The sequence below is a fragment of the Nonomuraea sp. NPDC052116 genome (assembly GCF_040680035.1).
Lineage (GTDB): Bacteria > Actinomycetota > Actinomycetes > Streptosporangiales > Streptosporangiaceae > Nonomuraea > Nonomuraea angiospora_A.
The window spans coordinates 96,087-119,190 of record NZ_JBFAWA010000035.1 but is presented as its reverse complement, the minus strand read 5'-3'; the positions used below and the strand labels follow the sequence as shown (position 1 = coordinate 119,190).

Genomic DNA, 23,104 nt, shown 5'->3' with positions numbered 1-23,104 from the left:
GGCGCTCACCGGTGAGCCACTTCCCCGTCACTGGGCGGCGGCATCCGACCCGGCTCGGGCAGAGGACGAGGTGTGGCGAAGACGACCCGTATCTTCCTGCTCGCGGCCGTGGTCTGCGCGCTCGCCGTCTCCGGCGGGTGCGCCCTGCCGCCCGTGGGTGGATTCCCGCTCGGCCGGGCCTTCGGCGGCGTCCTGGTCTTTCCCGGGACGGGCAGCGGCACGGCCGCGGTGCTGGTGGCCTTCTCGGTCGCGCTGACCGGCGGGGCGTATCTCGCGTTCCGGTGGGCCGGGTTCGGCGGGTCGCGGCTGGGGGTGCTGGTCTGCTGGGGGCTCGCCGGCGGTCCCGCGGGGGTGCTGGCCGTGCTGATGTGGGCGCGGTTGCGGGGCGTGCCCTTTCGGGAGCACCTGACGTACGCCGCCTCGTGGGGGATGGCGACGGCGCTGCTCTCCGCCCTGCTGGCGCTGGCCGTCACCCGGGCGGCGCCCGCCGGGCCCGCGAAGCAGGGCACGTCGGCGTTCCGGCCGCGTGGCTGGGTGCTGCCGGGCCTGGTGGCCGGGTGGTCGGTGGTGTGGAATGCCTTCCTCGGGCGGCAGGAGCTGCTCGCGTGGCTGCCGCTGTCGCTGAACTACTTCGACCAGGTGGCCGTGGTGCTCGCCGCCGTCGCGGCCGGGTCGCTGGAGGGTGTGCTGCGGCGGCGATTACCGGTCGAGGGGCGGCAGGGGCGGGCGTTCGTCCTGGCGTGGATCGCGCTGACCGCCGCCCCGGTCGTGTACGCGGCCGTCGTCGCGATCGACCACGGCATGCGGGAGCTGCTGCTCGCCGACCCGCTGGACTGGGCCTGGGCGGCGGAGTACCTCCGCGACCTCGGGGCGGCGCTGATCGCCCACCCCGCCCAGGTGGCCGTGCCCCCGTTGCTGCTCGCGTCGGCCGCCAGCGGGATCCAGACGGTCGTTCCGGCCAGGGAGCGCCCGGCCACGGCGCCCGATCCCGTGCGGCCCGATCGGCGGTGGAGCCTGCTGGTGGCCGGGGCGGCGCTCGCGCTGACGTACTTCTGCCTGGCCGTCACCTCGAGGTTCCCGCTGCTGACGCGGCGGACGTTCGACGAGGAGACGCCCGCGCCGCTGCGGGCGCTCGCGCTGCTCGCCCCGCCCGATCCGGCGCTGGGCGGGACCGTGGTGGTGTGGGCGTGGGCGGTGGTGACCGTGTTCGCGGTGGTGGCGGCGGTACTGGTGTACGTCACGATCCGGGGGCAGCTCGTACGGCTCTTCCCCGCCTCTGACTACCTGCTGCTGACGGGCGCGCTCGCGCTGGCCACCGCGCTGGCCTGGAACCTCGGCAGCGTGATCGGCCACGCGGTCACCGGCGAGCGGCCGCTGGACGTCGCGCCCGCCCGGGAGGCCGCCGCGTTCACCGGGTTCGTGGTGCCGGTGTTCGGGGCGCTGCTGTTCATCGTGCATTCGCAGGTCGGCCTGACCAGGTTCGTGCGCATTGTCGAGTTGTCGGGCGAGGAGGGCTGGGCCAAGCTGCGCGAGCGGTACCGGGCCTGGAAGGAGCAGGTGCGCCCGCACGTGCCGAGCTGCCGGGAGCGCGGCCTGGCCGCGGCGCGGGCGGGTGGGGCGGCGCTGGTGATCGCCGTGGTGGCGGGGGCGTTCCAGGGGTTCGGCGTGGGACCGCCCGTGGGGCGGGCCGACGCGCCGTTCCTGGCCGTGCCGGTGCTGTGCGTGACCCGGCCGCCGCTGGAGAACCTGACCGGCGCGCTCTACGTACTGCTCCTCGCCGGGCTGGTCTACCTCGGCTTCGCCCGGCTGAACGCGAAAGAGCGCCGCGCGGCCCCGTTGCCGGCCGTCTGGGGGCTGTCGGTGCTCGCCGGCGGGCTGGCCAGCCTGTTCGACCCGGTCAACGGGCTGCAGACGGGGCTCGTCACCGGGCCACTCGTGGCCGTGGCGCTGATGGTGCCGCTGCGGCGGAAGATCCTCCTGTACGGCGCGGCACTGCTGGTGCTCGTGGCGGCGGCGCCGGCGGTGAAGGGCGGCCCGGCCCGCGAGCGGGTCGCGCTCGGCCCCGTCGCCTGGCGGGAGCAGCGCCCGAGGCTCACGATCGACGTCTCCTACCCGCGGGCCCAGGGCACCGACGCGGCGCGGATCAACGCGGCGCTCGCCGAGCCCGTACGCGAGGCCGTCGAACGCACGTCCCGAAGCCTGCGTGCCGACCCCGCGGCCACCGGTCTCGTCACGGCCACGTACGTCGTCGTGCGTAACGACGCCGACGTGATCTCCGTCCGCTACATGATGGCGGGGGACGCCTGGCGGGCCGTCAACTACGACCGGGCCCTGGGCCGGGCGCTCGCCGTACAGGAGATCTTCACCCCGGCCGTGCTCACCCCGGCGGGCCGTCGGCGGCTCGCCGGGGCGCTGCGCCCGCTCATGCCGCCGCCGCAGTACCCGCGCACCGTGAGCGTGGACAACGAGCGCGTGCTGGTCAGCCTGGCCACCGGCGGCGCCGTGGAGTTCACGTTCGGCCGCGGCTACTTCTGCGCGGCCTGCGAGCCGTTCACCGTACGGGCCTCACGCGAACGGCTGGCCGGGCTGCTGCGCCGCTGAATGATCTGGCCAACGAGCGCGCAAAGCGCGACGATCACCCCATGGACACCCAGGAGATCGCCGATCGACTCGAAATCACCGGGCTGCTGGCCCGCTACACCCGCGCCATCGACTCCGGCCAGTGGGACCTGCTCGACGAGGTGTTCAGCCCGGACGCGGTGATCGACTACCGCGCCACCGGCGGCATCAGGGGCACCCGGGACGAGGTCAAGGCCTGGCTCGCCGAGGTGCTGCCGCACTGGCCGGGGCGGCTGCACCTCATCGGGGCCCCGACCATCGACTTCCAGGACGGCGAGGCGCGCGTGAGCGCCCCCTTCACCGACACCCTCGCCCCCACCAGGGACATGGTCACCGCGGACACCGAGGGCTTCCTGCACGGCGGCGGCTGGTACCACCATCGCCTGCGGCGCACCTCCGGCGGGTGGCGCAGCGTGGAGCTGGTGGAGGAGCAGGCCTGGCGCACCGCCCGCTGATCCGGTTCCCGTGCTCGCCACCCGGCCTGGCACACCGGCTGAGCTGCGGGGACGGGGGCCGATACAGAGTTAAGACGTTTGTGGTCAAAACCGTCAGGGCAGCGCGAGTGCGGGCAGCAGTCCCCCTGCCCTTCCCGGTCGAAAGGCTGTGCGGCACATGGCATTCGCATTGGGTCTTCTCGGTCATGACATAGCCGTCGATCTCGGTACGGCCAACACTCTCGTCTACGTCCGCAGGAAGGGCATCGTCCTGAACGAGCCCTCCGTCATCGCGATCAACCTGCACAAGAACACCGTCGTGGCCGTGGGCAGGGCGGCCAAGCGGATGATGGGCCGTACTCCCCCGCACATCGCCACGATCAGACCGCTCAAGGAGGCCGCCTACGAGGCGGGCGCGCGCCGGGTGCACATCATCGAGGAGCCGATGGCCGCGGCGATCGGCGCCGGGCTGAAGGTCGGCGAGGCCACCGGCAACATGGTGGTCGACATCGGCGGCGGCACCACGGAGGTCGCCATCGTCTCCCTGAGCGGCGTCGTGGTCGCGAAGTCGCTGCGGGTGGGCGGCGACGAGCTGGACGAGGCGATCATCACCCACACCAAGAAGGAGCACGCGCTGCTGCTGGGCGAGCGCACGGCCGAACGGCTGAAGATCGACCTGGGCATGGTCAGGCCCGCTCCCGTGCACGACGCCGACCCCGTCCCCGGCAGGCACCGGGTCGGCGTCCCCCTCGCCGACGGGCAGGCCATGGCGGTCGCCGTGGAGGAGCCGGAGCCGTCGCCCGCCCCGCACCGCTGGAACCCGTTCAGGTCCAGGGCCAGGCAGCTCGACGCCGCGCCCGCGACCGGGCCACGGCAGCTCGATCCGAAGACCTCGGCCCCGGTACGCGGCCGCGACCTGGTCAGCGGGCTGCCGAAGACCACCACCATCACCTCCGAGCAGATCAGCGAGGCCATCGAGGACCAGGTCCAGGCCATCATCGACGCCGTGCAGGCCACGCTCGACCAGTGCCCGGCCGAACTCGCGGGAGACCTGCTGGACAACGGGATCGTGCTGACCGGCGGCGGCGCCCTGTTACGCGGCCTGGCCGACCGGATGGGCGCGGCCACCGGCATGCCGATCCGGGTCGTGGACAAGCCGCTCTACTCGGTGGCCCTCGGCGCGGGCCGCTGCGTCGAACGTTTCCAGGCCATGCGTGACGTGCTGCTGCCCGATTGGTCCCGTCGGTGAAGCGGGCGTTCGTCCTGCTCGTGCTCGCCGCCGCCGTCCTGACCGTCGTGATCGACCGTACGCTGACGCCCCTGGCCCCGCTGCTGTGGCGCGGGCCGGCCATCGCCCGGCGCGGCGACTCCCCTTACGGGACCGTGCTGGCCGGTGCGCTGGTGTCGTGGATCGCGTTCCAGACGTTCGTGAACGTGGGCATGACCGTGGGCCTCGTGCCGATCGTGGGCGTGCCGCTGCCGTTCGTCTCCTACGGCGGCTCGGCCACGGTCGCCGGGCTGGTGGCCGTCGGGCTGCTCCAGGCCGTGCACCGGACCAGGGCCATGGAGCCGTAGCGGGAGCCGTCACGGCCGCCGAACGGCTGCAAGCTCGGTCCTTCGCGTAAGGGCGGAGAAGCCGACGCGGCGGCATGCTATATGGATGACCGGGGAAGAACCCAGCGACCTGATCCGCAGCGTCTCCCGCGCGCTCCGCGTGCTGGAAGAGGTCTCGCGTGCCGACCGGCCGCTGTCGGTCAAGGTCATCGCCCGCCGATGTGGCCTGAACCTGTCCACGTCGTACCACCTCGTCCGAACCCTGTGCTACGAGGGCTACCTGCACCGGCTGCCCGACGGCGACTACCTGCCGGGCTCGCAGGTGGCCGAGCGGTTCCACGAGATGCTGGAGTCGTTCGAGCGGCCGCCGCGCGCCTCGGAGGTGCTGCGGCACCTGGCCGACGCCTCCGGCCACACCGCCTACCTGGCCCAGCTCGCCGACGAGCGGCTGATGGTGGTGGAGGTGGCGGAGGGGCCGCGCTCGCCGTGGCTGGAGGACCTGCAGGCGGGTCTGGAGACGGCGCCGCACGCCACCGCGCTCGGCAAGGCGCTGCTGCTGTCCCTCCCGCCCCATGTCCGGCGCGGCGTGCTCACCGGGCACGGCATGCAGCGCTTCACCTCCGTGACCCCGTCGAGCGTGGAGGAGCTGGAGGAGGAGCTGGCGGGGCTGCGGCCCGGGCAGGTTGTGGAGGAGCACGGGCAGTTCAGGAAGGACGTGGCGTGCGCGAGCGCGGTCGTGCCCGGGACGCAGTGGGCGATCGGCATCTCGGCCCGCGGCCTGACCGTCCCGACGCCCGCCACCGCCCACCTGGCGCTCGCGGTCCGGGACCTCGCGGGGCCATAATCCGTTGCCCTCCGGTGCGGCTCTTCGCCAGGCTGGGCCGCATGAACATGCCCTACCGGCAGATCCGCGCCGCCTACACCGAGGAGTCGATCACCGTCTACCAGGCCTACGACGCCGCCATCACCGGGCCCGCCGTGGCGGCGCAGCGGTTCGTGACGCCGTTCAAGCGCGAGCGGATGACGTGGATCAAGCCGTCGTTCCTGTGGATGATGTACCGGTGCGGGTGGGCGACCAAGCCCGGCCAGGAGCGGGTGCTGGCCATTTCGCTGTCGCGGGAGGGGTTCGAGTGGGCGCTGGCGCACTCGTGCCTGAGCCATGACGACCGCCGCCCCGGGTGGTCGGACCGGATGCGGCGCAGTCCGGTGCGGATCCAGTGGGATCCCGAGCGCGGGGTGCGGCACCAGGCGCTGCCGTACCGGTCGATCCAGGTCGGGCTGTCCGGCGAGGCCGTGCGGCGCTACGTCGACGACTGGACGCTGGCGATCACCGACATCACCGACCGGGTACGGGAGGTGCGCGCGGCGGTCGTGGCGCGTGCGGATGTGACCGGCCTGCTGCCCGCGGAGCGGCCTTATCCCCTGCCCGACGAGATCCGAGAGACAATCGGGGCATGAGGGTGATCCTGTTCGGGGCGACCGGAATGATCGGGCGCGGGGTGCTCAGGGAATGCCTGCTCGACGACCGGGTGGACGCCGTGCTCACCGTCGGGCGTGCCCCGACGGGGGTCGTCCACGGCAAACTGCGCGAGATCACCCACCGCGACCTGCTCGATCTCGCCCCGATCGAGGCCGAGCTGGCCGGCTACGACGCCTGCTTCTTCTGCCTCGGGGTCTCGTCGGCGGGCATGAGCGAGCCGGACTACCGGCGGATCACCTACGACGTCACCCTGTCCGCGGGCCGCACACTGGCCCGGCTCAACCCCGGCTCGACCTTCGTGTACGTGTCGGGCGCCGGCACCGACGCCCAGGGGCGCTCGATGTGGGCCAGGGTCAAGGGCGCGACCGAGAACGCGCTGCTGGAGCTGCCCTTCGAGGCCTACATGTTCCGGCCCGGCTACATCCAGCCGATGCACGGCGTCACGTCGCGGACCCGGGTCTACCGGCTGGCCTATGTGGTGACGCGGCCGCTCTACCCGATCCTGCGGCGGCTGTTCGCGTCGGCGCTCACCACGACGGAGCGCATCGGACGGGCCATGATCGCGGTCGCCGAGCGCGGCGCGCCCAAGCGCATCCTCGGCCCGTCCGACATCAACGCGCTGGCCGCCTAGCCGTTCAGCCGCCGGGAGGCCATGCCGGGGGACCATGGTGGAATATCTCAGCGGGGCTGTGCGCTACCGTATCCGTCAAAAGTTCAACAGTCATGGATGGTGACTAAAGTGCAGTTCGGAATCTTCAGTGTGGGCGACGTCACCACCGACCCCACCACGGACAGGACGCCGACGGAGCACGAGCGGATCAAGGCGATGGTGGCGATCGCGCTCAAGGCCGAGGAGGTCGGGCTCGACGTGTTCGCGACCGGCGAGCACCACAACCCGCCCTTCGTGCCGTCCTCGCCGACCACCATGCTCGGCTACATCGCGGCCAAGACCGAGCGCCTGATCCTGTCCACCGCCACCACGTTGATCACGACCAACGACCCGGTGAAGATCGCCGAGGACTTCGCCATGCTGCAGCACCTGGCGGACGGCCGGGTGGACCTCATGCTGGGCCGGGGCAACACCGGACCGGTCTACCCGTGGTTCGGCCAGGACATCAGGCAGGGCATCCCGCTGGCCATCGAGAACTACTCCCTGCTGCACAAGCTGTGGCACGAGGACGTCGTCGACTGGGAAGGGCGCTTCCGCACCCCGCTGCAGGGCTTCACCTCGACACCGCGCCCGCTGGACGGGGTGGCGCCGTTCGTGTGGCACGGCTCGATCCGCAGCCCCGAGATCGCCGAGCAGGCCGCCTACTACGGCGACGGCTTCTTCGCCAACAACATCTTCTGGCCGAAGGAGCACTTCATGCGCCTGATCCACCTCTACCGCCAGCGCTACGCCCACTACGGCCACGGCACCGCGGAGCAGGCCGTCGTGGGCCTGGGCGGCCAGGTGTTCATGCGCAAGAACTCGCAGGACGCGGTACGCGAGTTCCGCCCGTACTTCGACGTCGCCCCCGTGTACGGCCACGGACCGTCGCTGGAGGAGTTCATGGCGGAGACGCCGCTCACCGTGGGCAGCCCGCAGCAGGTCATCGACAAGACCCTCGAGTTCAGGGACTACTTCGGCGACTACCAGCGCCAGCTGTTCCTGATGGACCACGCGGGCCTGCCGCTGAAGACCGTGCTGGAGCAGCTCGACATCCTCGGCGAGGAGGTCGTGCCGGTGCTGCGCAAGGAGTTCGCCAAGGACCGCCCCGCCGAGGTCCCGGACGGGCCCACCCACGCCGCCCGCGTCCCCGCCACCGCCTGACCCATCGGAAAGGAGATCGACCAGATGAAGCTCGCCGTCGTCACCGCGGGGCTGACCCAGCCCTCCTCCAGCCGCCTGCTCGCCGACCGCCTGACGGAGGCCGTCACCCGCCAGGCTCCGGCCGAGGTACGCGTGATCGAGCTGCGCGACCTGGCCGTGGACATCGCGAACAACTTCGTGACCGGCTTCCCGAACGCCCGGCTACGCGCGGCGATCGAGGCGGTGACGGAGGCCGACGGGCTCATCGCGGTCACGCCGATCTTCAGCGGCTCCTACAGCGGCCTGTTCAAGTCCTTCTTCGACGTGATCGACGACGGGGCGCTGGCGGGCAAGCCCGCACTGATCGCCGCCACCGGCGGCACGGCCCGGCACTCGCTGGCGCTGGAGCACGCGCTGCGCCCGCTCTTCGCCTACCTGCGGGCCGTCGTCGTCCCCACCGCCGTGTACGCGGCCTCGGAGGACTGGGGCGGCGCGGCCGACGCCTTCACCGACGGCCTCGGCCCGCGCATCGCCCGCGCCGCCGAGGAGCTGGCCGACCTGCTGCTGCACCGCAGGCCCAAGGCCGAGGCCGAGGAGGAGGTCGTCCCGTTCGAGCAACAGCTGGCCGCATTGCGGCCCTTGGGTTAGTTTTCACAACATGAGCCCCGTAGGTTGACTTATCGGAGTATGGTTCGTTAGGAAGCTTTCCTAACCTCCCTCTCTTCTCAGGGGCTCATGTGCTGACCGCCACACTCCTGACCCTCTCCCTCGCCGTCACCGGCACCGGCCCGGCCGACCTCGACGATCCGCACAAGAAGGACATCGCCATGCAGCTGGTGTCCAGCGCGGAGAACTCCTCGCTCGACTGGAAGGCCCAGTACGGCTACATCGAGGACATCGACGACGACCGCGGCTACACGGCGGGGATCATCGGCTTCTGCTCGGGCACCGGCGACATGCTGGAGTTAGTCGAGCTCTACGCCGAGCGCAAGCCCGGCAACGTCCTCGCCAAGTACCTCCCGGCCCTGCGCAAGGTGAACGGCAGCGCCTCCCACAAGGGCCTCGACCCCAACTTCACCAAGGACTGGAAGACGGCCGCCAAGGACACCGTCTTCCAGCAGGCCCAGAACGACGAGCGCGACCGCGTGTACTTCAACCCGGCCGTCAACCAGGCCAAGCAGGACGGGCTGCGCGCGCTCGGCCAGTTCGTCTACTACGACGCGATGGTCATGCACGGGCCGGGCAGCGACAAGCTGAGCTTCGGCGGCATCAGGAAGTCGGCCCTGGCCAAGGCCAAGCCGCCCGCGCAGGGCGGGAACGAGGTGACGTACCTGAACGCCTTCCTGGACGCCAGGAAGGCGGCGATGAAGGCGGAGGAGGCGCACGAGGACACGACGCGCGTGGACACGATGCAGCGCGTCTTCCTCAAGAACGGCAACCTCGACCTGAACCCGCCGCTGACCTGGAAGGTCTACGGCGACAGCTACACGATCAAGAAGTAGGGCCCGCACGGGCAGGGCGGCCCCCTGCCCGTCCAGGGCTGTCAGCGCTTGACGGCGACCACCGAGTACGGCGTGTCGGGGGCCGGGGTCGTCGTGAAGCGGGCGTTGGGCAGGTAGAGGCGCTTGCCGGAGGCGGCGACCGTCGTCGGGATGTCGAACCGCGGATCGGTCAGCCGTTTCACGACTTTTCCGGATGCGCCGTCGCGCGTCAGGCTGACGACGGCGATCGCGTTCAGGCGGTTCTGCACCGCGTACAGGGTCCGCCCCTCCAGCAGCAGGCCGTCGCCGTTGACGAGCGACTCGCCGCCCAGGTCCACCTCCGTGGTGACCCCGGAGGCCGGGTCGACCTCGAACAGCTTGCCGGTGTTCGACTGGACGATCAGCAGCGACTCCCGGTCGGGGCTGGGGGCGATGCCGTTGGCGTTGTTGCCGGTCGTGTACTGGATGGCGCCGGACAGCGGGATCTTGACGGCCTCGCCGGGCAGCGCGCCGCCGCGCCCGAGCTCCAGCTTGTACAGGACGGGGTTGCGGGAGTCGGTGAAGTAGGCGGCACGCCCGGTGAGGATGACGTCGTTGACGAACGCCGGGTCGGCGGTCAGCTTGTACGACTTGACGACCTCGCCGGTACGCAGATCGACCACGCGGGCGTCGCCGCCGGCGCCTCCGGCCACGAACAGCCGCCCGCGCCCGTCGGTCTTGAGCCCGAGCGAGGGCGTGCCCGGGCCCTTGCTGATGACGGACCCCTCGCCGGTCCGCAGGTCGGCCCGGTAGATGTCACCGCTCGCCCGGGAGCCGAAGTAGGCGTACGGGCCAGGCCCGATCGCGATGCCCTCCGGCTGGAACCCGTTCGGCAGCGCGAACGTGTCGGGCTTCCCAGTGGCTTGCGCAGTGGCCTGCACAGTGGCTTGCACAGTGGCCTGCGCGGGCACGCCGCTGAGCAGGACCACGACGAGGGTGCTGAGTGCGGTCTTCAGGATCGCGGATCTCATGCGGCCCACGATGCCCGCGCCCGCGGCCCGGGCAAAGCCTGAGGGCAGCCTTCACAGGGAGCTTTCAGCAAGGAGGGGTGGGGAAGGCGACCAGCACGCCGTGGGATCGCGCGGTAGGTTGGGGCACAAGCGAACAAACGGGGTTTAGACATGTCAAACGGTGCCCGTCATGTTCTGGGAGTGGTCGCGGGGCTGCTCCTCCCTCCGATCATCGCCGCGAGCCTCTGGTACGGCATCGGCGAATACCTGCTCAGGTTCCAGTCGGCGTTCCAGCCGTCCTGGCTCGGGTTGTCCGCGATCGTGGGGTCGGGGATCGCGTTCGCGTTCCTGGCCGGCTCGCGGCTGTCGCCGATCGCCTCGCTGCTCGGCGGCCTGGCGTTCACCGCCCTGGGCGTCATTCCCACAGTGGAGGTGCAGAGCGGCGTGCGGGTGCTGCCCGACCACTGGCTGCCGAACGTCATGGAGCAGGGGTTCCTGACGGTGGCGGACTCGGGGGTGCTGCTGTTCCTGGGGGTGGCCCTGGTGGTCGTCTCGCTGTTCCCGTCGCGGTGGCGGTCCTCGGGGAAGCAGGCCGTCCACCAGCCCGAGTACGGGCCGGCGCCCTCGCCGTACGCGTCCTACAGCGGACCGGAGGACGCCACGCGGCCGATGCATCGGGAATGAGGGACGCGTGGCCTGACAGAATGCCGCCATGCGCGACTCAAAGATCGTCGACTTCCTGACCGAGCTGGCCGACAGAGTGCCCGCGCCGGGCGGCGGCGCCACGGCCGCCCTGCACGCGGCCCAGGGCGCCGCGCTGCTCGGCATGGTCGCCCGCTACACGACCGGGGAGAAGTACGCCGGCCACGCCGAGACCGTCGTCGGCGTGATCGGGGAGACCGACACCCTGCGGGTCCGCGCGCTGCGGCTGGCCGAGGCGGACGCGGCGGCGTTCACCGCGGTCACGAACGCGTACCGGCTGCCCAAGGGCGAGGAGCGCAGCACCGCCATCGCCCGGGCGCTGGCCGGCGCCGCCGAGCCGCCCGCCAGGGTGGTCGAGACCGCCACGCGGGTGATCGAGCTGTGCGAGGTGCTGCTGCCGATCTGCAACCGCAACGTCGTCACCGACGTCGCCGCCGCCGCGGAGGCCGCCCGCGCCGCGCTCACCACCGCCCGGATCAACGTCGAGGTCAACCTGTCGGGTATCAAGGACGAGCGGATACGCGAGGAGCTGAACGCCCGTGTCCACGGTGTGGACGCGGCCGTGGCCAGGGCAGACTGGGTGACCGCCGAAGTACGCGAGGAGATCAACCCGTGAGAACCCTGACCGGGAAAGAGCTGGCCGCCGCCATCAGGGCCCAGACGGAGGCCGAGGCCGCGGCGGGTCCGCAGCCGCGGCTGGCCGTGGTGGTGGCGACGGACGACGAGGCGAGCCTGTGGTACGTCAGGTCGATCGCCAAGGCGGCGGCCGGCGTGGGCATCGCCTGCGACATCGTCGATCTCGGGCCCGAGGCCGCGCCCGAGCGGATCGGCGAGACGCTGACCAAACTCAGCGCCGACGCCAACGTCCACGGCCTCATGCTGCAGACCCCGCTGCCCGCGGGCGCCTCCGCGCAGCGACTGGCCGCGGCCATCGACCCGCGCAAAGACGTCGACGGCGCCAATCCGCTCTCGCTGGGCCGGCTCGCCGCCGGGCTGCCCGCGTTCCCGCCCGCCACGGCGGCGGCCGTGATGGCGCTGCTCGACCACTACGAGGTGGAGCTGGAGGGGCGGCGGGCGGTGGTCGTCGGGCGTTCGACCGTGGTGGGCAAGCCGCTGGCCCACCTGCTGCTCGACCGGAACGCCACGGTGACCGTCTGCCACTCGCGCACCCGGGACCTGGCCTCCATCACCGCCACCGCCGAGGTGCTGGTCGCGGCGGTGGGCCGCGCCGGGCTGATCGGCGCCGGGCACGTGGCGCCGGGCGCGGTGGTGATCGACGTCGGCACCAACCCCACGGACGACGGCGGGCTGGTCGGCGACGTGGACTTCGACGCGGTGGCGGAGGTCGCGGGCGCGCTCACGCCGGTCCCTGGCGGGGTCGGCCCGGTGACGACCGCGCTGCTGCTGCGCCACACGGCCAGGGCGGCGAACCTCCCGTGAACGAGCGGATCCTGATCGTCCAGAACAGCAGGAGCGGCGGCCCCAGCCGGCTGGGCGGCTGGCTGGAGGAGGCCGGGCTGAAGCTCGACCTCGTGCTCGCCCACGAGGGCGCTCCCCTGCCCGGCCGCCTCGACCACGCGGCCATGATCATGCTCGGCGGCGGCTACCTGCCCGGCGAGGACGACCGGGCGCCGTGGCTGGCCGACGCCCGGCGGCTGGCGGGGCAGGCGCTGGAGGAGGGCGTGCCCTTCTTCGGCATCTGCCTGGGCGGGCAACTGCTCGCGGAGGTCGCGGGCGGCGAGGTGACCGCCGACACCGGTGCGCCGGAGAACGGCAGCCTCCCCCTCACGATCCGGCCCGAGGCCGCGGGCGATCCGCTGTTCCACGGGCTGCCGGAGGTGGTGCCCGCGATCGAGCACCACAAGGACGCGGTCACCCGGCTGCCCGACGGGGCCGTCTGGCTGGCGGAGACGGGCGCCTGCCCGTACCAGGCGTTCCGGGTGGGCGAGCGGGCCTGGGGCGTGCAGTTCCATCCCGAGGTGCTGCCCGCGCGCATCCGCGAGTGGTCGCCGGACGGGTTCGACCCCGAGGAGGTCCACGCGCGGGCGGTGGCGGACGAGCCGGTCTCCACGCCGATCTGGCACCGGGTCACCACCCGCTTCGCCGCGCTCGCCACCGGGCACTCCACCGCGCTCGCCACCGCGCTCGCCACCGCGCTCGCCACCGGGCTCTCCACTGGGGCGCCCGAGGGGGTCAGCGCGCGTACGAGTCCCAGCCGAGCTTGACCGCCACCGCCAGCCCGCAGGCGGCCGCCAGGTAGCGCAGGCTGTTGCCCGGCAGCCGGCGCGCGATCCTGGGCCCGACCCACCCCCCGAGCAGAAACCCGGCCGCCAGCGGCGCCGCGGCGGCCCAGTTCACCGGCCCGAACAGCGCGAACCCGAGCGCGGCCACCGCGTTCGCCAGCCCGGACATCACGTTCTTCATGGCGTTCAGCTTGGCCGCCGGGTGGTCGAACATGAGGGCCAGCACGGCGAACACCATCAGCCCGCCGGCCGCGCCGAAGTACCCCGTGTAGATCGTCACGGCGAACAGCGCCACCCGCCCCAGCACGCCGTGCTCGCCGTGCGCCCGCCCCGACGGCGGCCTGACCAGCAGCAGCGAGGCCATCGCGATCAGCCAGGGCGCGATCAGCTCGAACGTCCTGGCCGGGGTGACCAGCAGCAGCAACGCGCCGGTCGCGCCGCCGATCGCGGCCACGGGGCCGAGTTTGAGCACCCGGGCGCCTTCCCCCGCCAGCTCCGGCCGCGATCCGGCGGCGGCGCCGATGCCGGTGAAGACGAGGGCGACGGTGTTGGTGACGTTCGCGGTGAGCGGAGGCAGGCCGAACGCCAGGAGCGCCGGGTAGGAGACGATCGAGGCGAGGCTGACGACCGTGCTCACCACTCCGGCCGCCACCCCGGCTCCGAGCAGGCCGAGCGTTTCTCCGACGATCACCCGGTCATGTTAGTTGTCGTCCGTTTTATCCCCTTGGGGCGGGGTCTCCCGCCAGCGCTCGGGCGGTGGCCTGCCAGATCGGGGTGGCGGGGTTGATGACGTCGAAGTGGTCGCCGGGCATTTCGAGGTAGGTCACCTCGTCGCCGGCCTCCTCGGCCGCGCGGGCGTAGCGGCGGCTGAAGTCGACCAGGTCCAGGTCGTCGGCGGCGCCCTGGACGACGAGCTGGCGTACTCCGAGCGGGAGCCGGAGCAACGGCGAGGCGTCCGCGTACGGCGGCGCCGCCACCTGGCCTTCGGGAGCGCGCCCGCCCAGGGCGGCGCCGACGGCGCCGGTCCCGACCCACCGCCGGTCGCCTTCCACAAGATCGAGCACCCCGGCGAGCGACACCGCCATCACCACCCGCACCCCACCCACCGCACGAGCGCCCGCCGCGTGAGCCCCACCAGCCCCACCGTCCGCGTGAGCCTCATCCGCCGCCGCCTGGGCGCCGCCGGTCGCCGCGTCCGCGACCGCGCGGAGGGCGAGTTGGGCGCCTGCCGAGTGGCCGACGACGGTCACCCGGGTGAGGTCCAGCGCCACCGTCCGATCGGCGTCCGGCTGGAGCGCGTCCGGCGGGAGCGTGTCCGAGCCGTACGGCGGGAGCGTGCCCGAGCCGTACGGCGGCGCGGCGTGCGCCGTCGCGAGGATGGCCAGTCCCGCCGCCACGTCCGCCGTCGTCGCGTCCCAGCCGTGCAGGTCCGGCCGCCGGTACTCGAGGTTCCACACCGCGAACCCGCGCCCGACCAGGTCGGCGCAGAGCGGCCCCATGATGTCGGCCGCCCAGATCGACCGCCAGTACCCGCCGTGGATCAACATCACCACGGGCGGCTCGTCGGCGTCCGGAAGGTACAGCTCGCCCCGCTGCTCCGGCAGTGGCCCGTACGCGATCCGCCGCGACGGATGCCGTACCCGGTGCACGGCATGGCGGATCCCCCAGGCCAGCCCGCCGACGCCGCGCCCGTGCAGGTGGGTGGCGCCCTCCCCGGCCGTCACCCCGTCGGCGCGCTCGACGTCCACCCAGACCACCGCCCCGAGGTCCCGCCCGATCAGCGAGCGCACCTCGGCCGAGGACCCCGGCAGCACGACCACACCGCCCGCCCCCTCAGGCGAGGACGGCGACGACAGCAGCGAGAGGACGTGAGAGGCGTCGCGGGCGTGGACGAGCGCCCCGGAGACCCCCGCGGCGGCGAACTCGCGGGCCGCGATCTCCTCCAGCAACCCCGCGTCGGCCACCACGCCGGGGCCGACGACCACCAGCACCTCGATCATGAGCCGACCCTACGCGTAATAGCTTAGGCCGGGTGCAGGTACAGCAGCTTCACCCATGGCCCACCACCACCGCCGAGGCCGAGGCCGTCCAGGACCGGCTCCGCGGACGCGTCGAGCTCACCGGCCCCGCCGACTTCTCCCTGGTCGCGGGCCTGGACGTGCACTATCACGGCGACGACGCCCTCACGGCCGCCGTGGTCGTCCTCGACGCCGGCACGATGGCGACGGTGGAGGAGGTGACGGTGCGCGGCCGGGTGGCGTTCCCGTACGTGCCGGGGCTGTTCGCCTTCCGGGAGCTGCCCGCCCTGGTGGAGGCGCTCGAACGGCTCACGGTGACGCCCGACCTGCTGGTCTGCGACGGGTACGGGCTGGCGCACCCGCGCGGCTTCGGCCTGGCCTGCCACCTGGGCGTGCTGACCGGCCTGCCCGCGCTCGGCGTGGGCAAGACGCCCTTCGTCGGCACGCACGAGCCGCCGGGGCCGGAGCGGGGCGACTGGGCGCCGATCGTCCACGAGGGCGCCGTCGTCGGCCGCGCGCTGCGCACGCAGCGGCAGATCAAGCCGGTGTACGTCTCCCAGGGCCACCGCGTCTCCCTGGACACCGTCACCGTCCAGGTCCTGCGCCTCGCCCCGCGCTACCGCCTCCCCGACCCGATCCGCCGCGCCGACCACCTGGCCCGCCACCCCGACTGATGCCCGCGCCGACCACCGGCCCTCACCCCGGCTGATGCCCGAACCCACCAGCCCGGCTGACCCCCGTCGTCACCGCGGGCGCCAGGCCCAGACGAGGAGCCAGACGCTGAGCCCGAACAGGGTCATCCCGAGCGGTACGTGCACCGCCAGCACGCCCGAGCCGCCCATGGCGGACTGGACGAAGCCGAGCAGCAGCACCGCCAGGCCGACCAGCGCGGGCCAGCCCGGGCCCCGGGCGGGCCGCCACAGCAGGACGGCCGCGACGAGCTGCAGCAGCCCCAGCACGTGCACGGCCAACGCCCCCATGCCGTGCGAGCCCGCCCCTCCCCCGCTCATCAGCTGCCCGGCCGTCACGGCCTGCGCCAGGACGGACAGCGTGTTGAGGACGACCACGGCCTTGAACGCGGTCACGTACCCGTTCCCCTTGGCGACCTGGGTTACCACTGGATCTCTCCTTCGACCTGGTTTGAGGTCTCCAGGATCTTGCCGGGCCCGCCGGAGGGCATCCGCCGCTCGTCGTCATCCCCGATACACCGCCGGTCGTACGGCTCAGACGCCCGAATAAGCCACCGGGGGGAGCACGGCCTGGGCGTCGGCGCCGCCGAACCAGAGCCCGATCATGAACGCGGCCGTCGCCTCCAGCAGCACGGCCCGGTCGAGCCCGCCGCCGTCCACCGGGGTGCAGCCGAGGTCGGCGACCAGCGTACGCACCGCGGCCAGGGCGGCCGGGTCGTCACCGCACAGCGGCACCGCCAGCGGCCTGCCGTCGAACACCGGCGGCGTCAGCCGCCACACGTCCACGTGGCACAGGTTGAACGCCTTCACCACATGCCCTCCCGTGAGGTCGCGGATCAGCGGGGCGATGGGGCGGGCGGGGTCGTACGGGCCCTCGGCGTTGGCCACGTCGATGACGGGCTTGCCGCGCAGCCCGGCGCCGGCGGACTCGAGCACGCCGGCCAGCCCCGCCTGCCTGACGGCCACCATCACGACCTCCCCGAACGCCGCCGCCTCCGCCCAACTCCCGGCCCGCACCCCCGGGGTCTCGGCGCGGGTGCGGGACGCCTCGGCCGTCATCGTCGCGGCGCGGGCCGCGCTCGCGGAGGCGTCCCTGCCGCTGATCATCACCTCGTGCCCCGCCCTGGCCCACTGCGTGCCCAGGGCGTCCGCCATGCCGCCCGCCCCCAGGATCCCGATACGCATGTTCGTCCTCCATCGCATGAACTGGTAAGTAGAAGGGACTGTAGAAAGCCCGTCACACACCATTTGGTGCCTAACGGAGGCCTCGTTGGGGTTCATCGCCGACTGCCAGGCCCGGCTGGCCTTCGACCTGCTGGCCAACACCTGGAACGCGGTCGTCCTGTGGGCGCTGCGCCACGGCCCGCGCCGGCCGGGGCGGCTGCGCGAGGAGATCGGCGGCATCAGCACCAAGGTCCTCACCGAGACGCTGCGCCGCCTGGAGTTCAACGGCCTGATCACGCGCCGCACGTACGCCGAGGCCCCACCCCGCGTCGAGTACGAGCTGACCGATCTCGGCCGCACGCTCCTCGGCCCGATCGAGGCGTTCGGGGCGTGGGCGCACGACCACGCCGACGAGGTCATGGCCGCGCAGGACCGCTGGGAGACGTGAGAGCTTTCTAATATACGGAGCGTTACTGGATCACTACCCTGGGTAGCTAGACGACGGTTGTTCATTACCGTCTCCCAGGAGGTTCTATGCTTTTCTCCCCCCGCAGGATCGCCGCCGTCGCGACCCTCGCCGGTGGCCTGACCCTGCTCTCCGCCCCGGCCTCCTACGCCGTGGTGGACCCTCTCGCCCTGGTCCCCTGCCTGGCCGAGGCCGGCGCCGGCGCCACGACGCTGATCGACCCGACCGCCCCGGCCGTGCCGGCCGAGGTCCCGGCCGTGAGCTGCTTGCAGCCCTGACCGGCTCAGCCTGGGCACGTCCCCGGCCGATCCGGTTATCCGGGCGGGCGGCGCGGCGAAGCCGGCCGCGCCGCCCGCCACGGTGGCCCGATCAGTTCCCCCTGCAGCGCAAGCCCAGTCCATCCGATAGCGCAGAGCAGCTAGGAGATCCTTTGAAGGTCCGCGTCCTGACCGCCGTCGCCGCACTCGCGCTGGCGGGCGCCCTACCCTCCATCGCTTTCGACAAGCTCACCACCGACCCGCCCATCGTGCGCGTCGAGACCTGGGTCCAGCACGTCAACGTCTTCACGTCCTAGTGCGGCTCGCGCAGGTGCCCGTGGCCGACCCTCCACCGGAGTCACGGACCATGTCTGGTTATGTCGGTTACTTCATGTTCCTCAGCCGGTGGATTCAGGCGCCGCTCTACATGGGGCTGATCCTCGCCCAGATCGTGTACACGTGGCGGTTCATGCTGGAGTTGCTCCATCTGATCGAGCTCGGCTTCGGCGGCTCACCACCGGAGACCACCGTCATGCTGATCGTCCTCGGCCTCGTGGACGTGGTCATGGTCTCCAACCTGCTCATCATGGTCATCATCGGCGGCTACGAGACGTTCGTCTCCCGAATACGCATCGATGGGCACCCCGACCAGCCCCAATGGCTTTCCCACGTCAACGCCAACGTGCTGAAGGTCAAGCTGGCCATGGCGATCATCGGCATCTCGTCCGTCCACCTCCTCCAGATCTTCATCAACGCGTCCAGACCCACCATCACCGACCGGGAGCTGCTGTGGAAAACGCTGATCCACCTGACCTTCGTGGTCTCGGCGCTGACGCTGGCGCTGATCGACCGCATCATGGCGGGCGCGCGGCGCGACGCCGAGACGAACGGGGGCGAGCGGCAGTCGGCCCTGAAGCAGGAACGGGTCGCCGCCTAGGCGCGGCGGTGAGGCGGCCGGCCGCCATCGTGACGATCGCGGTGTTCGTGTGCTCGATCGCGGGCGCCGCTCACGCCGAGGGCGAGGCCGCCGGGCCGAGCGGTCCCCCGCCTCTGATCGGCAACGTGACCATCTTCAACGACGAGATCATCGAGCCGGTGTCGCTGCCCGTGAGCACCTGCGGGTCGCTGCTCCCGCTGCTCGGCAAGTCGCCCACCACCTGTAAGGGCGCCTCACGGGTGTCGGACGACGACGCCTGACACCGTACGTGCCCGCCTGCGGGGGCGGGCGGGCACGTACGGATCCTCAGCCGTACAGCACCTCCAGCACCGCGGCCACGCCGTCCTCGTCGTTGGACAGCGTGCGGCGCTCGACCGCCGCCAGCACCAGGTGGTGCGCGTTGGCCATGGCGTACCCGGCGCCCGCGTAGGCGAGCACGGCCAGGTCGTTCGGCATGTCGCCGAAGGCCACCACCTCGCCGGGCGCGATCCCCCACTCCCGGCACAGCACGTCGAGCGTGCTCGCCTTCGTCACCCCGGGAGCGCTGATCTCCAGGAGCCCGGTCCCGCCGGAGTGCGTGACCTCGGCCAGCCCCTCGATCCCCGCCATGACGGCCGCGATCATCTCGTCCGCCGTGCTGGTCTGCGACTGGGCGAGCAGCTTGATGATGGGGTCGTCGCCGTCGAAGACGGAGCTCACCTCGCGGAGGTAGGCCAGGTCCTCCACGATGCGCCTGGTGTAGGCGGCCTCGGCGAGCACGCCCCGGCCCGTCTCGACGGCCAGGCCGACCCCGGGCAGGGCCGCGGCCAGGGCCTGCGCGACCTTGTTCGCCGCCGTCCGGTCGAGGAGATGGCTGGTGACGACCTCGTCGGTGGCCAGGTCGTACACGATCGCGCCGTTGCTGCAGATCGCGACGCCCGTGACGCCCGCCTGATCGGCGATCGCGCGGATGCCGCGCGGCGGCCTGGCGGTGACGAAGACGATCTCGGCTCCGGCCGCGCGGGCGGCCTGAAGGGCCTCTCGGGTGCGGGGGGTGATGGCACGTGAGGAGTTGAGGAGGGTTCCGTCGAGGTCGGTGGCCACAAGGCGGGGGAGGGTGCCGGCGCTCATGGTGCCGATTATGCCGATCCTTCAGATCCGCATCTCGGGCGGGAGCCGCCCGGCCGCGTTCGAGATCTCCAGGCCGAGGAGTTGCCCGGCGTCGCCGAAATCAAGAACGACATCCGCCACTTCAACCTGACTTACGACCTCTTCTGGCGCTATTTCGTGCTTCATCGCGACATAGGCGATATCGCGGAGCTTGTCCAAGCTCACGTACACCGTCTGCGGCCGCTGCCCCGACGGCGCCTCGTCCCAGCTCAGCAGCCCCTCCTTGGCCTCGTGCGAGCCCGCCAGCGCCGCCCGGAGCATGGCCAGGGCCAGCTCGATCGCCTCCAGCGAATCGACCCCGGTGACCTTCCGCTCGTGCTCCCACCCGTCGAGCCCGTCGATCCGGTACGGGCACGACCAGTCCCCCGTCGGCTCCTCGTAAGGCACGCCGACCGTGACGGTGACATCACGCGGCGGATCGGTACGCAGCACCAGCACCCGATGGGCGATCTCGTACATATAGCCTGATCTACCCCCAGAAAGCCACTTGAAGGCCCGATCCCATACCGGCGCCGAAGTAAGCATTCCTGGCCACGGCCGCCGCAAGCTAGGCTGCGTACGGTCATAAGGGGGCCCTTGAAATGAACGAGTCATTCGGGACGCGCCTTCGAGCCAGGCTCGACGAGTGCGGGCCGCTCTGTGTGGGCATCGATCCGAGCCCGGCGCTGCTGCACGCCTGGGGGCTCGACGACTCGCCCACCGGCCTGGAACGCTTCAGCCGCACGGTCGTCGAGGCCGTCGGCGACGTGGCGGCCCTGGTCAAGCCGCAGTCCGCCTTCTACGAGCGCTGGGGCAGCCGCGGCATCGCGGTGCTGGAACGCACCATCGCCGACCTGCGCGAGGCCGGGACGCTGGTGCTGCTCGACGTCAAGCGGGGCGACATCGACAGCACGATGGCCGCCTACGCCGAGGCCTACCTCGACCGGGGCAGCCCGCTGGCCGCCGACGCCGTGACGCTGAGCCCGTACCTCGGGTTCGGGTCGCTGGCGGGCGCGATCCTGTCGGCCCTGGCCAACGACGCCGGCGTCTTCGTGCTGGCCCGCACCTCCAACCCGGAGGCGGCCCCGCTGCAGCGGCTCGTGGCCGACCAGGTGCTGGCCGGGGTCGCCGCGGCGAACGCCGGGCACGAGCCGCTGGGGCCCATCGGGGTCGTGATGGGGGCCACGCTGCCCGAGCTGGAGCACTCGCTGGACGACCTCAACGGCCCCATCCTCGCGCCGGGGCTCGGCGCCCAGGGAGCCTCTCCCGCCGACGTGGCGCGGCTGTTCGCCTCCGTACGGCACGCCGTCGTGCCCTCGGTCTCCCGGGCGGTCCTGGCCGACCCCAAGCGGCTGCGCTCCCGCACGCTCTACTTCCGCGACGAGTGCGCGGCCCACCTGGACGCGAAGATCACCACCACGACCTGATCAGGCCGGCACGCGGTTGACGGCGGCCAGCACGGCGTGCGCCGAGGCGGTCAGGACCGAGGTGTCCTGGGCCGCGCCCCAGCTGGTGACGCCGTCCACGCGGGCCTCCACGTAGGCGATGGCGAGGCTGCCCCGGCCCGGGTCCAGGGCGTGCTCGGCGAAGTGGAGGATGTCCACGTCGATCCCGTCGTCGCCGAGCGCGGCGGTCAGCGCGGACAGCGGCCCGTTGCCGGTGCCGCGCAGCCGGCGCCCCGACTTCAGCGTGCCCTCGAACTCGTGTACGCCCGGCGCCGTCTCCCTCGTGCTCCACTCGGCCAGCGCGCCGGTCTCCCCCGGGGCCAGGTAGGTGGCGTGGAAGAGCTCCCACAGCTGCTCGGCGGTGATCTCCTCGCCACTGCCGTCGGTGGCCCGCTGCACGACCGAGGAGAAGTCGATCTGCAGGCGCCGGGGCAGCTCCAGGCCGTAACGGGTGCGCAGGAGGTAGGCGATGCCGCCCTTGCCGGACTGGCTGTTGACCCGGATGACCGCCTGGTAGCCGCGGCCCACGTCGGCGGGGTCGATGGGCAGGTACGGCACCTCCCACGGCGCCTGCTCCGGCGGCACGCCCAGCTCGGCGGCCCGCTTGGCGTGGTGGGCCAGGCCCTTGCCGATGGCGTCCTGGTGGGTGCCGGAGAAGGCGGTGTGGACGAGGTCCCCCGCGTACGGGTGGCGCTCGGGCACGGGCAGCCGGTTGCAGTGCTCCACGACCCGGCGGATCTCATCGATGTCGGACAGGTCGAGCATGGGGTCCACGCCCTGGGTGTGCAGGTTGAGCGCGAGGGTCACCAGGTCCACGTTGCCGGTCCGCTCTCCGTTGCCGAACAGGCAGCCCTCCACCCGCTGGGCGCCGGCCAGCACGGCCAGCTCGGCGCAGGCCACGCCGGTGCCGCGGTCGTTGTGCGGGTGCACCGAGAGGATCACCGCGTCCCTGCGGTCGAGGTGGCGGTGCATGTACTCGATCTGGTCGGCGTACACGTTGGGGGTGGCCACCTCGACCGTCGCGGGCAGGTTGTGGATCACCGGGCGGTCCGGCGCGGCGTCCCACAGGGCCGTCAGGTCGTTGCAGACCTCCAGCACGTAGTCGGGCTCGGTGAGGTTGAACACCTCCGGCGAGAACTGGAAGCGCACGTCGAGGCCGTCCGCGAGCCGGGCGATGTGCCCGGCGGCGTCCATGATCAGGCCGCGCAGCTCCTGCCTGTCATGACCGAGCACCACGTTCCGCCAGGTGGGGGCGGTGGCGGTGTAGAGGTGCACGACCGCGCGAGGCAGGCCCTCGATGGCGGCGAACGTGCGCTCGATCAGGTCGCGCCTGGCGGCCGTGAAGACGACCACGGTCACGTCCTCCGGCACGACGCCGGGCTCGGCCAGGTGGCGGACGAAGTCGAAGTCGAGCTGACTGGAGGAGGGGTAGCCGACCTCGATCTCCTTGAACCCCATGCCCGTCAGCAGGTCGAACATCCGGCGCTTGCGGGCCGGGTCCATCGGCTCGGCCAGCGCCTGGTTGCCGTCGCGCAGGTCCACGGGCACCCAGAGCGGGGCCCGCGTGATGCGCGCGGACGGCCAGTCGCGCTCGGTGAGCGGCACCTCGACGCGCTCGTGGGCGGGCCGGTAGCGGTGGTAGGGCATGGTGCTGGGACGTTGACGGTTCCAGGCGTACACGGACGGCGTCATGGCGGCTACACTAA

At 72.2% G+C, this 23,104-nt stretch carries 29 protein-coding genes; 21 read left to right on the top strand and 8 right to left on the bottom strand.

The genetic code is table 11. The features are described from left to right. The first annotated feature begins 72 nt into the window (after nt 1-72). The 10 genes from AB0L65_RS47620 to AB0L65_RS47575 all read left to right on the top strand — a co-directional run bounded on the left by AB0L65_RS47620 (nt 73) and on the right by AB0L65_RS47575 (nt 9,381). The gene (locus tag AB0L65_RS47620; RefSeq protein WP_364260618.1) at nt 73-2,601 is read left to right on the top strand and encodes a hypothetical protein; all 2,529 of its coding nucleotides are present in this window, start codon (nt 73-75) and stop codon (nt 2,599-2,601) included. Nucleotides 2,602-2,642: 41 nt separating this feature from the next. Beyond that, nucleotides 2,643-3,074: a nuclear transport factor 2 family protein gene (locus AB0L65_RS47615; protein WP_357736056.1), complete on the top strand. Its 432-nt coding sequence runs from the start codon at nt 2,643-2,645 to the stop codon at nt 3,072-3,074. Nucleotides 3,075-3,231: 157 nt separating this feature from the next. Then, on the top strand, nt 3,232-4,302 hold the full coding sequence (locus AB0L65_RS47610; RefSeq protein ID WP_364260615.1) for a rod shape-determining protein: 1,071 nt from the start codon (nt 3,232-3,234) through the stop codon (nt 4,300-4,302). Further along, nucleotides 4,299-4,628, top strand: coding sequence for an FtsW/RodA/SpoVE family cell cycle protein (locus AB0L65_RS47605; RefSeq protein WP_364260612.1), 330 nt, complete (start codon nt 4,299-4,301; stop codon nt 4,626-4,628). Before AB0L65_RS47610 ends, AB0L65_RS47605 begins: the two co-directional genes overlap by 4 nt. Nucleotides 4,629-4,713: 85 nt before the next feature. After that, a complete protein-coding gene (locus AB0L65_RS47600) occupies nt 4,714-5,451 on the top strand; it encodes a helix-turn-helix domain-containing protein (RefSeq protein ID WP_364260609.1) in 738 nt (245 codons plus the stop codon). 41 nt (nt 5,452-5,492) lie between these two features. Then, complete coding sequence (locus tag AB0L65_RS47595; RefSeq protein ID WP_364260606.1) at nt 5,493-6,065, top strand: DUF4291 domain-containing protein; 573 nt, start codon at nt 5,493-5,495, stop codon at nt 6,063-6,065. Continuing rightward, complete coding sequence (locus AB0L65_RS47590) at nt 6,062-6,718, top strand: epimerase (protein WP_364260604.1); 657 nt, start codon at nt 6,062-6,064, stop codon at nt 6,716-6,718. The genes AB0L65_RS47595 and AB0L65_RS47590 overlap by 4 nt, the downstream gene beginning before the upstream one ends. A gap of 108 nt (nt 6,719-6,826) precedes the next feature. Further along, on the top strand, nt 6,827-7,900 hold the full coding sequence (locus AB0L65_RS47585) for an LLM class flavin-dependent oxidoreductase (RefSeq protein ID WP_364260601.1): 1,074 nt from the start codon (nt 6,827-6,829) through the stop codon (nt 7,898-7,900). 24 nt (nt 7,901-7,924) lie between these two features. Beyond that, nucleotides 7,925-8,527: an FMN reductase gene (locus tag AB0L65_RS47580; RefSeq protein WP_364260598.1), complete on the top strand. Its 603-nt coding sequence runs from the start codon at nt 7,925-7,927 to the stop codon at nt 8,525-8,527. A gap of 89 nt (nt 8,528-8,616) precedes the next feature. Further along, nucleotides 8,617-9,381, top strand: a complete 765-nt coding sequence (locus tag AB0L65_RS47575; protein WP_350727092.1) for a chitosanase — start codon at nt 8,617-8,619, stop codon at nt 9,379-9,381. A gap of 41 nt (nt 9,382-9,422) precedes the next feature. On the opposite strand, the gene AB0L65_RS47570 is transcribed toward AB0L65_RS47575, so the two are convergent. Further along, on the bottom strand, nt 9,423-10,370 hold the full coding sequence (locus AB0L65_RS47570) for a superoxide dismutase (RefSeq protein ID WP_364260595.1): 948 nt from the start codon (nt 10,368-10,370) through the stop codon (nt 9,423-9,425). Nucleotides 10,371-10,520: 150 nt separating this feature from the next. Here AB0L65_RS47570 and AB0L65_RS47565 point away from each other — a divergent pair, with 150 nt between their 5' ends. Genes AB0L65_RS47565 through AB0L65_RS47550 form a run of 4 tightly spaced genes read left to right on the top strand, consistent with a single transcriptional unit; the run spans nt 10,521 to nt 13,276 of the window. Then, complete coding sequence (locus AB0L65_RS47565) at nt 10,521-11,033, top strand: hypothetical protein (protein WP_364260592.1); 513 nt, start codon at nt 10,521-10,523, stop codon at nt 11,031-11,033. A 28-nt stretch (nt 11,034-11,061) separates the two neighbouring features. Further along, nucleotides 11,062-11,667, top strand: a complete 606-nt coding sequence (locus tag AB0L65_RS47560) for a cyclodeaminase/cyclohydrolase family protein (RefSeq protein ID WP_364260589.1) — start codon at nt 11,062-11,064, stop codon at nt 11,665-11,667. Then, nucleotides 11,664-12,491 carry a bifunctional 5,10-methylenetetrahydrofolate dehydrogenase/5,10-methenyltetrahydrofolate cyclohydrolase gene (locus AB0L65_RS47555; protein ID WP_364260586.1) on the top strand — a complete coding sequence of 276 codons (828 nt, stop codon included), beginning with the start codon at nt 11,664-11,666 and terminating at the stop codon, nt 12,489-12,491. The genes AB0L65_RS47560 and AB0L65_RS47555 overlap by 4 nt, the downstream gene beginning before the upstream one ends. Continuing rightward, nucleotides 12,488-13,276 (top strand): type 1 glutamine amidotransferase, encoded by a 789-nt coding sequence (locus AB0L65_RS47550; protein WP_364260583.1) that lies wholly within the window; start codon nt 12,488-12,490, stop codon nt 13,274-13,276. Before AB0L65_RS47555 ends, AB0L65_RS47550 begins: the two co-directional genes overlap by 4 nt. Here the strand turns inward: AB0L65_RS47550 and AB0L65_RS47545 are convergent. Then, complete coding sequence (locus AB0L65_RS47545; protein WP_364260580.1) at nt 13,245-13,985, bottom strand: sulfite exporter TauE/SafE family protein; 741 nt, start codon at nt 13,983-13,985, stop codon at nt 13,245-13,247. The two genes, AB0L65_RS47550 and AB0L65_RS47545, sit on opposite strands and share 32 nt — an antisense overlap. 25 nt (nt 13,986-14,010) lie before the next feature. After that, nucleotides 14,011-15,294 (bottom strand): alpha/beta hydrolase, encoded by a 1,284-nt coding sequence (locus tag AB0L65_RS47540; protein ID WP_364260577.1) that lies wholly within the window; start codon nt 15,292-15,294, stop codon nt 14,011-14,013. Between the two features lie 32 nt (nt 15,295-15,326). On the opposite strand from AB0L65_RS47540, the gene AB0L65_RS47535 reads away from it, so the two are divergent. Continuing rightward, complete coding sequence (locus AB0L65_RS47535) at nt 15,327-15,986, top strand: endonuclease V (RefSeq protein ID WP_364260574.1); 660 nt, start codon at nt 15,327-15,329, stop codon at nt 15,984-15,986. Nucleotides 15,987-16,055: 69 nt separating this feature from the next. Here the strand turns inward: AB0L65_RS47535 and AB0L65_RS47530 are convergent, their stop codons facing one another. Together AB0L65_RS47530 and AB0L65_RS47525 are read right to left on the bottom strand one after the other, a co-directional pair. Next, entirely contained in the window at nt 16,056-16,430 is a 375-nt protein-coding gene (locus tag AB0L65_RS47530) for a hypothetical protein (RefSeq protein WP_364260571.1), read from the bottom strand. A gap of 105 nt (nt 16,431-16,535) precedes the next feature. After that, entirely contained in the window at nt 16,536-17,186 is a 651-nt protein-coding gene (locus AB0L65_RS47525) for an NAD(P)-binding domain-containing protein (RefSeq protein WP_364260568.1), read from the bottom strand. Nucleotides 17,187-17,271: 85 nt separating this feature from the next. Between AB0L65_RS47525 and AB0L65_RS47520 the strand changes: the two genes are divergently transcribed. From AB0L65_RS47520 to AB0L65_RS47500, 5 genes are all read left to right on the top strand, one after another. Further along, a complete protein-coding gene (locus tag AB0L65_RS47520) occupies nt 17,272-17,613 on the top strand; it encodes a helix-turn-helix domain-containing protein (RefSeq protein ID WP_364260565.1) in 342 nt (113 codons plus the stop codon). An 86-nt stretch (nt 17,614-17,699) separates the two neighbouring features. Beyond that, nucleotides 17,700-17,909 (top strand): hypothetical protein, encoded by a 210-nt coding sequence (locus AB0L65_RS47515; RefSeq protein ID WP_364260562.1) that lies wholly within the window; start codon nt 17,700-17,702, stop codon nt 17,907-17,909. A 152-nt stretch (nt 17,910-18,061) separates the two neighbouring features. Continuing rightward, entirely contained in the window at nt 18,062-18,205 is a 144-nt protein-coding gene (locus AB0L65_RS47510) for a hypothetical protein (RefSeq protein WP_185077192.1), read from the top strand. Between the two features lie 50 nt (nt 18,206-18,255). Then, nucleotides 18,256-18,825 (top strand): TIGR00645 family protein, encoded by a 570-nt coding sequence (locus tag AB0L65_RS47505; RefSeq protein ID WP_364260559.1) that lies wholly within the window; start codon nt 18,256-18,258, stop codon nt 18,823-18,825. Between the two features lie 8 nt (nt 18,826-18,833). Continuing rightward, nucleotides 18,834-19,085, top strand: coding sequence for a hypothetical protein (locus AB0L65_RS47500; protein ID WP_364260556.1), 252 nt, complete (start codon nt 18,834-18,836; stop codon nt 19,083-19,085). Between the two features lie 46 nt (nt 19,086-19,131). On the opposite strand, the gene AB0L65_RS47495 is transcribed toward AB0L65_RS47500, so the two are convergent. Together AB0L65_RS47495 and AB0L65_RS47490 are read right to left on the bottom strand one after the other, a co-directional pair. Further along, nucleotides 19,132-19,935, bottom strand: coding sequence for an HAD family hydrolase (locus tag AB0L65_RS47495; RefSeq protein ID WP_364260554.1), 804 nt, complete (start codon nt 19,933-19,935; stop codon nt 19,132-19,134). Between the two features lie 21 nt (nt 19,936-19,956). Further along, nucleotides 19,957-20,433, bottom strand: a complete 477-nt coding sequence (locus AB0L65_RS47490) for a DUF2283 domain-containing protein (protein ID WP_364260551.1) — start codon at nt 20,431-20,433, stop codon at nt 19,957-19,959. A 122-nt stretch (nt 20,434-20,555) separates the two neighbouring features. Here AB0L65_RS47490 and pyrF point away from each other — a divergent pair, with 122 nt between their 5' ends. Beyond that, entirely contained in the window at nt 20,556-21,380 is an 825-nt protein-coding gene (pyrF, locus tag AB0L65_RS47485; RefSeq protein ID WP_364260548.1) for an orotidine-5'-phosphate decarboxylase, read from the top strand. On the opposite strand, the gene leuA is transcribed toward pyrF, so the two are convergent. Continuing rightward, nucleotides 21,381-23,090 (bottom strand): 2-isopropylmalate synthase, encoded by a 1,710-nt coding sequence (gene leuA, locus AB0L65_RS47480; protein WP_364260545.1) that lies wholly within the window; start codon nt 23,088-23,090, stop codon nt 21,381-21,383. Nucleotides 23,091-23,104 lie beyond the last annotated feature (14 nt).